This is a genomic window from Sulfurimonas sp. (assembly GCF_018698455.1).
GTDB lineage: Bacteria > Campylobacterota > Campylobacteria > Campylobacterales > Sulfurimonadaceae > Sulfurimonas.
This window is the reverse complement of the sequence record NZ_JABIOQ010000066.1, coordinates 25561-34034: the sequence shown is the minus strand read 5'-3', so window position 1 is coordinate 34034 and position 8474 is coordinate 25561. Positions and strand designations below refer to the sequence as shown.

Annotated in this window: 4 protein-coding genes; 1 reads left to right on the top strand and 3 read right to left on the bottom strand. The window is 36.3% G+C overall.

Annotation, left to right across the window (positions count from 1 at the left end; all coding sequences use genetic code 11):
• The 3 genes from HOG88_RS09840 to HOG88_RS09830 all read right to left on the bottom strand — a co-directional run.
• The coding region (locus tag HOG88_RS09840) for a LamG-like jellyroll fold domain-containing protein (protein WP_295005693.1) at positions 1-4923 on the bottom strand (4923 nt) is incomplete at its 3' end.
• Positions 4920-6752 carry a FecR domain-containing protein gene (locus tag HOG88_RS09835; protein ID WP_295005691.1) on the bottom strand — a complete coding sequence of 611 codons (1833 nt, stop codon included), beginning with the start codon at positions 6750-6752 and terminating at the stop codon, positions 4920-4922. The genes HOG88_RS09835 and HOG88_RS09840, both read right to left, overlap by 4 nt.
• Positions 6753-6871: 119 nt before the next feature.
• A complete protein-coding gene (locus HOG88_RS09830; protein ID WP_295005689.1) occupies positions 6872-8203 on the bottom strand; it encodes a tetratricopeptide repeat protein in 1332 nt (443 codons plus the stop codon).
• 76 nt (positions 8204-8279) lie between these two features.
• On the opposite strand from HOG88_RS09830, the gene HOG88_RS09825 reads away from it, so the two are divergent.
• Positions 8280-8474 (top strand): hypothetical protein, encoded by a 195-nt coding sequence (locus HOG88_RS09825; RefSeq protein ID WP_295005687.1) that lies wholly within the window; start codon positions 8280-8282, stop codon positions 8472-8474.

The window sequence follows — 8474 nt, the reverse complement described above, 5'->3', positions numbered from 1 at the left end:
CACGATTACATTTCCCACCATTGTCACAGTTGAAATATTGATGTCGCTTGAGCCTACTGAGTAAGTGATTACGTCACCATCTGTATCCGTCGCGTTTACCGTTATGTTAAAGTCGCTGAAGTCTTCGCTTGTGTTTATATCAGCGATAGCACTTAAAGTTGGAGGAAAAGTTTGGTCAAACACTTTAATGTTAAAACTTTTAAGTACCGAATAAGTACCATCGCTAATATTTACATCCACTCTTGTAGAACCAAGCTTATCCGCTATGGGCTGTATTGGTATTGTGAGTTGAGTATTGTTGTAGTCATTATAAACTAGACTTTGATTATAATCGCCAAGAGTAATAATCGAAGTATCGTTCATGTCTATGTTAAGAGTTAAGCTACTCTGGTCTAAGTCGTCTATCTCCAGAGTAATGTTTGTATCTGCAAAATTTTTATTTAGGTGCAAGTTAAGATTAGTATCTAGTATAACTAAACCATTAGCACCATCAGCGACATAAATCTTCGTTCCATTTTCTGACAATACAATATCACTAGTATCTTTCGTACTATAAGATGCTATTTCTATAGGGCTACTTGGAATAGTTACATCAATTACACTTACCTTTTTATCAAGATTAATGTATGCCTTTGTGTTATCATCTGACAATCTAACCCCAAAAGCTTTACTAGATGTATGGAAATTTGATATTAGACTAGGAGGGTTAATGCCGGTAATGTCGAGAGTAGTCATACCTAAGTTATCGGTAATGTAAGCCTTTGTCCCATCATCGGAGAGAGCGACTGCTTCAGGATAGTCTAAAGCATAAGTTGGCAACCAAGTAGGAGTAGCTGGATTTGAGACATCCAATATTACTAAACCACTCTCAGAAGCACAGATGTAAGCCTTTCTCCCATCATCTGAGAGTACAATATTAGTAGCAGAGCCTTGTGTATCATATGAACCTAACATTATTGGTATGCTTGGGTTTGTAATATCTAGTATAGCTAATCCACCGTCATAAGCTATATAAGCGGTCGTTCCATCCGTAGATAAGACAACCTTATAAACTACTCCATTTGTGTCAAAGGTTCCAATCTGCAATACCCCGGTTGGATTACTTATATCAAGAATGACCAATCCATTTGTACCTACGACATACGCTTTTGTCCCGTCATTTGATACTGCCACTCCATAAGCATTTTCAGTAGGAACATAATCCATAAGTCCTGGTGTGCTAGGACTTGAAATATTTAGAACTTTAAACCCATTATTAGAAGCTGTTTCATCATGATTAGCTGCAACATATGCTTTTGTACCGTCATCTGAAAGAGTAAGACCTCTAACATTTCCAACGCTTTCAAATGATCCCGGCAAAAGCTGAGATTCAATGTTTGCGATGTCTATAATTACTAAACCACCTGCACTATCTGCAACATATGCTTTTGTTTCATCATCCGACAAAGCAATTTCGGATACTCTTCCAGTAGTCTTTAATGTTGATAAAAGAACCGGTTCTTCGGTAGGATTCGTAATGTCTAGTATCACTATTCCTCCATGACCAACTGAAACATAAGCTTTAGAACCATCACCCGAAAGAGTGACTCCCAAAGTATTTTCATTCGTGTCAAAAGTTGATAAAAAAATTGGATTACTTGGATCACTAATATCGAAAATGTCAACACCATAAGAACTTGAAAGATATGCTATAGTATCATCGCTAGACAATGTTACAGCGTTATAAGGCATCTCTAAAATCGGTGATAAAGGAGTAGAAGTTGCCGGACTGCTTATATCTATAACAAATAGTCCGTTTGCGTCGGCAAGATAAGCTTTAGTTTCATCGTTTGAGATTCTAACTTCTAGACTATTGGGCGAACCTTCTACTTCTGGTTGTATGAATGAACTTTCACCTGTTGGATACGAACCTACTTCTACTGGTGCCATAGGGTCACTTATATCAACTATTACTAATCCCTTCGTATAGTCAGCTATATATGCTTTAGTCCCATCACTTGATAAACTCACAAAAGCGGCTTTGCCGCTCGTATCAAATGTTCCCAGCACTTCGGGGGAGATTGGATTTGAAACATCAACGATTACAAGTCCATTCTCCCAATCCCCAATGTAAGCAATAGTTCCATCCTTTGAAAGAACAACACTCCTTGCTGAACCATTAGTAGGTAGTGTTCCAAGAGTAACTGGAGCAGTAGGATTTGTAATGTCTATAATGGCTAATCCATTTATATTATCGGCAACATAAGCTTTTGTGCCATCACTTGATAGCGTTACTCCATATGTATAGTCGGTAGTATCCCATTTTCCTAAATACTGAGTAAGGTTGTTTGTAACTTTTAGAGTTGGTTTTCTAGGTGCACTAACAGGTATATCAGGCAAGACAAGTCCATCTGTCGCAATAAAGTGATCGGCACTTTCACCAAAAGGTAACCAGTTTCCACTACCAGAATCGTATACTGACTTATTTAAGTCTGAGTAAGTAGCGACAATTTCATAAGAAGCATCAGTAATCAAAGGAATGGTAAAGCTTGTACCTGCGATTTGACTATCTGTAATCTTATAGCGAGTATAACCGCCATCACTATTTTTGAAATCAATAGAGTCAAGGTTTTGCTCATCTAAATTCACGGTAATATTTGAAAAGGATACATTCACATCGCTTACAAATATATCTTCTGTCGCCTTAACTTTCCTGTATATATTCGTCTCCCACAAGACTCCCGGCATAAAAATGGATATATTGGTAGATAGAGTTTGAGAGCTTGATTTATGTGCAAATGTTTTATTATAATCTAAGCTTGTATTTAGAATAGGTTGGAGTGCTGAGTCCATGATAGTATATCCATCAAGGTGGCTTTGAATAATCGCATTATTATTAATAACAAGTGATGTATTCCCTTCAAAATTAAAGTGAAGGTCCAAAGCAGAAAAAAAAGTTGTCGAGTTAGCATCGATGTCGAATGTATTCGTCGTTGCGTTTATTATAGTTTTGTAGTTAGCTAATGACGAGTTAGCTAATGACGAGTTATATATAACATCGGAATCAAATGTAGAATTAGGAAAATTATAGTAGTAGCTATTTTCTACCCCAGAGTTATTAACGTCGAATCTAATACTAAAGTTATTATCCTTATTGTAAACTAGAGTGCTTAAGTTGTTCACCCCATCGGATAAAGCTTCTGAGCCTTGAATATTGAAACTGTCGGTATTTCCATCAGTTTTAATGAGTTGCATATTTGTAATATTATGGTCTGACAAGTTTACATTTGTTAAGTTAAACTGTGTGCTATATGGATTCACATAAGCTTGAACATTTACTAGTTTATTTAAGTCTATTCCATCGCTTGCGTTAAAATCAAGTACTTCTCCAGCCGTTCCATCAGCTGTATATAAAAAAGTTCCAGTTGTTCCATCAAAATTCCGAAGAGTAGAGGGAATACTTCCGTTATAACTGTAAGTAGGGCTACTTGTATTGTTTTCAACAAAGAGTTTGTGAAAGGTATCCATAGCATCTGTCGTATAAAGCTTATCCCCATAGAGAATTGGTGCATTTTCCGACCAAGCAGCTAGACTTATAACTCCATTATTGGCACTTAAGCTTCTGTCATTCGCCACTAGCCCGGAACCTTCGTTTAGTGGCCAGTAACCAACTAGTCCAGTTTCGTCCCCTTTTAGAGAAGTATGCATGTTATGTATTATCTCATTTTGAGATATCACTCTGTTAAAGATGGAAACTTCTGAGATACTTCCATTAAATACTTCAGTATCAATAATATTTGCACCGATTTTTAAATCAATATTATTTTGAAATAGCCCTTGATTATAAGCTGCCGTCTTGTCTAATTTACCATTGAGATAAATTTGAATATTTAAGCCATCACTTACTATGCTTAAGTGATACCACTGACCAATATTTATATTTGACGAACTATTAACGGTAGTTTTGTTTGTCCCATCAGGGCTAATCGCTACTTCAATCTTTTGTTCTCCACCTATATTTACTAGGCCAATAGCATAACCCCCCAATTCTTCATTATATTTATTAACTAGTTGCTGTATACCAGTTGATGAGTCTTCATTAGTTTTAAACCATGTATTAATAGTGAAAGTAGTGTTTAAGTCTAAAACATTACTTTCTGCAACTGTAATAGTACTACTATTGTTGTCAATCTCATCAAAAACAAGTCCATCACCTAAAAAATTCAGACGAGTCACATCTCCACTAATCGTTCCGTCAAGATTGTTTGAAGTTATATCTTTAACCGTTTTCCCTACTCTCTCATCAAAGTTATAATAAGCTACTAGTCCTGTTTCATTTCCATCTAACTGATGATTTATTGTTGCATTTATCTCTGCAGAAGTTCTAGCTGTATTCCAAACCTTTACTTCATCAAGTTCACCTTTAAGTGTTCCAACAAAAGAAGTCGCGTTAAGGTCATGGCCTCCTAGAACTAAAGGAGCAGTAGAATTAAAGAGTAACCCAGTACTTGATACGTTTCCATCTAATTGTCCATTAAGATAAATTCTCTTTTCGCTTCCATCATATACTGCTGCAATATGATACCATTGTCCAGTTTGTAAAGTTGATATTCCTTCTAGAGTATCTGCATTGTCTCCGTTTGGTGAAGTAGAAAAATTAACTTTGTTGTTTAAAATTTGTAGCTGATAACTACGGTCATTTGTTGCCGTATTCCATTTTGTAATTACATGATTAAATTGAATTTGTTCATCCATATATATCCATGCTTCCAAAGTTATATTTGAAGAAATATCTAAAAGAGGACTATCGGCTATAGAAACTACACTTGTATTCCCATTAAATTGAGCAACTCCACCATGAGCTTTTAAACTTAGTTCAGCCGAAAAAAGTGAAACCTGAGAGATAGAGAATAGGACAAGTAATTTTAATATTATATTTTTCATTTTGCGACTCCAAACACGCCGTTAACACTACCCACATTGTCGCTCGTCAAGTTAAACGAGCCTCCCGCCGCTTCGGCATTTGTTCCGTAAAACTGTCCACTCAAGTCTCCGGCGATGTTTGTTGCAGTACTACTTGTTGCAGTAGTGACACTAGTCGTGTCAAATCCGTACTTATGTACATTTCCAGCGACATCTGCACTAAAACCACCCTGAGTCACATTTATGTTACCTGCGAAGCTTTGATTTACAAAGTCAAAATCTAAGACTACGCTTCCATCGGATGCTATAGTGGCTCCATTAGGATCCGTAACTATTGCACTAAGTCCACCAGTATATGTCGCTGTTGGGGCTAGTCCAATCATCTGATCAACAGTCTCACTTGAAGTTAGCATACCACTAAGATAAGTGTAAACAGCAGCTCCAGTATCGACACTTTCCCAGTAGCCATACTCCAAATAAGCATCTCCAAATGCACTTACTTTCGTTAAGTCCGCTGTGTCTATTTGTAAATTGTCCAAAGTACTTGTTGAAATAATTTCATTCGTTACATCTGCTACGGATAAATCGCTAATTATAATTATCGTTTCAGTAACTATTTTAGCGTCAGTTTGCACTACTTGTTCAACTGTTTGCACATTATCTTGAACTTGGGTCAGAGTATCACCTACTTCAGTTGAAGATGTATCTTGAGTTTGTGTTGTAGAGGTGTCTATCACGGTTCCCACTTCGCTAACAGAAGTCGAATCAATTCCAGAACCTTCAAGGTCACTCACCGAATCGTAATCGCTTTCATCAGTTGTGGATGGTATGCTTGCAACTGGAACTGATTCTTCAGCTACAGTTGGAGTAACTTTTGTCGATGAAACATCTTCAGTTTCTGAAGTCGGATTCACTTCCGATTGCTCTTGCCCAGTTGTTGCTTCCCCTTCATCGGCAGTCGATGGAGTACTTGCAAGAGGAACTGAAGCTGCGGCAGCAACTGGAGTTGCTTCCGTTGTCTCTTCCGTTTCTGAAGTCGGATTACCTCCATCTTCTACTTGAGCACTTGTTTGTTCTCCGTCTTGAACCTCGCCTTCACCCGTTTGTTCTTCTCTCTCAACTGCACCTTCACCCGTTTGTTCTTCTCCCTCAACTGCACCTTCACCCGTTTGTTCTTCTCCCTCAACTGCACCTTCACCCGTTTGTTCTTCTCCCTCAACTGCACCTTCACCCGTTTGTTCTTCGTCTTGAACCTCGCCTTCATCCGTTTGTTCTTCGTCTTGAACCTCGCCTTCATCCGTTTGTTCTTCGTCTTGAACCTCGCCTTCATCCGTTTCTTCGGAATCGCTTGTTGCCTCTTCCTCTTCAGATGAAGCTTCTGTCGAGTCTTCAATGTCACCAGCTTCAATACTACCCGCTACATACACTTCTGGAACACTCGGTGGAGATTCTTTTGGTGTCTTAGAAAACATTCCAGCAGGAACAGAGCGAGTAACGCCATGAGAACTTACATTTATCTTTCCGTATGTACATGCTATTTTATCTTGGTTACCGACTACTGTTGTTCCCCTTATCCCAATTGTCGCTGTTTTAGTTCTAAGCTTAAACTTCTCAGGTGCAAATTTACCTATCTGACCCGTTATAGATTTAAATGAACCCTTTAAAAATCCGAAGTTAACTTTGGACTTCTTAGGAGATGCCGCGTCAAAAACATACTCCGCTATGTCAAATGTTGATGATTTACCTATTGTAACGATACTTCCATCTTTAAAAATTATTTGTAGTTTTGATTTCTTTCCAGTGTTTAATACGTCTTTTGCTTTTAATTTAAACCCAATTGAAGCATCCATTTTCATATTATCTCTAGATATGATGCATGAGCCCCTTAAGGAGCTTATTTGTCCTATATTCGCAAAAAGTGTTGCTGATAATAAGAATAACAATATTAATATTTTCATATTTAAGCCTTTTAAAATAATAAGATGATGTTAGCCGTTAGAGAGTGTTTGTTAAACTCCCACGATGGAATGTTTGATATATGATTCATATATGAGTAATCCATGCTAAATAAAGAACTTTTACTAATGGAATAAGTCGAATTTAGTAAAAACTGAAGTTCTTTGTCTTCTTGCTTCTTTACATAAAAAACATCCTCATCCTTATACCACTTCATGTAATACTGTAACTTTGGAGTTATACTTAATAGAGGTGTAAAACAATACGATGTAGAAAAGGCGACATTTATCAAATCAGAGTCTATGTTTTGTAAACCATCTGAAACTTTTCTCTCTGCTGCCAATCTCGTATAAAATAAAAATGTTGTTTTACTCGACTGTATTCGTCTAAGGGAAAAATCAAGTTCTGTTATATGGGATGTATTTGTTACGATATTTTTTTCTTGATACTTAAAAGAGGAACTCAAAATATTATATGCATCGAACACATACGTTAATCTCGGGTTGATACCATAGTAGGTCATTGTTGATTTCGAGCCTAACCATATTTTACTAAACAAGAGAGCGTAATCTACTAAAATTTTATTGTGATTGTAGGTGACGGAGACCGCTGGAGAGTATTGGGCGAGCATAATATCTCTATTATGATGCTCAACTATCGTTTTTGCAAAAAATACGAAATTATTCTTGAAGTTAATTTCATTATCAAACTTATACAAATGATTTAGACTAACAGCTTGTTGATGAGCGTATCCAGAAGCTTCTGGTGTAGAGTTTGTCGTTTTTATGGGCTGATTTGTGATGTTGTCTATAATTCCGGGTATTGTAAATATATCGTCATTTGCACGGCTATATATGTTTGAGTCATAATTAAGACCTAGGACTACTGATCCACTAATAAAGTTTTTTTTAGTTTTTGAATCTAATGCTTTTAAATACATTCTAATATTTTGCTGTACATTCGTTGGCATTTGATCGCTTAAAGTTTCTAAAAATATTTTTTTTGATTCTTTGTAGTCTTTGAGCTCGAAATAACATTTTGCAATTTCAAGGTTTGATCTAACGGATTTTGGATCACTCATAAGAACTCTTTCATAGGCAGCTATCGCTAACTCAAAGTGTTGTAACATATAAGCACTTCTTCCTAGATAAAAATTAATATTCGGATCTTCTAGGTTTTTTTCAAAAAGCTTATAAAATAAGTCATACGCCTTTTGGTACTTTTTGTTTTTAAAAAGTTCTTTGGCTTGATTGTAGGTATCTATCTGAGGGGTTACGTATGAGGGTTCATATGTAAAGGCTAAACTCGTAAAAGCGATAAAAAACAAGATAAATAGTTTTTTCATTATATTCCTGTATAGGGTATTTAAAATAAACAATTTTACAGTATAATTACTTATAAATTATTAAACAGGACTTCATTTGCATAAATTTGTATTACATTTATTTATATCAGTGTTATTTATTGGGTGTGGAAGTGGAACAGAGCAAAGCGATTCAAATGTTAATATACAAGTTCCTGTAGCTTCTTTTAATGACAATGCCATTAACATGCCAAATCTTCCTCCAGATTCCCAAGCCATACCTACTCAAGACTTGAAAACTATTCTTGAGTAA

What these genes read in the sequence shown, in the direction of transcription:
- HOG88_RS09835 (WP_295005691.1), bottom strand. Translation starts at nt 6,752, where the DNA reads ATGGATGCTTCAATTGGGTTTAAATTAAAAGCAAAAGACGTATTAAAC.
- HOG88_RS09830 (WP_295005689.1), bottom strand. Translation starts at nt 8,203, where the DNA reads ATGAAAAAACTATTTATCTTGTTTTTTATCGCTTTTACGAGTTTAGCC.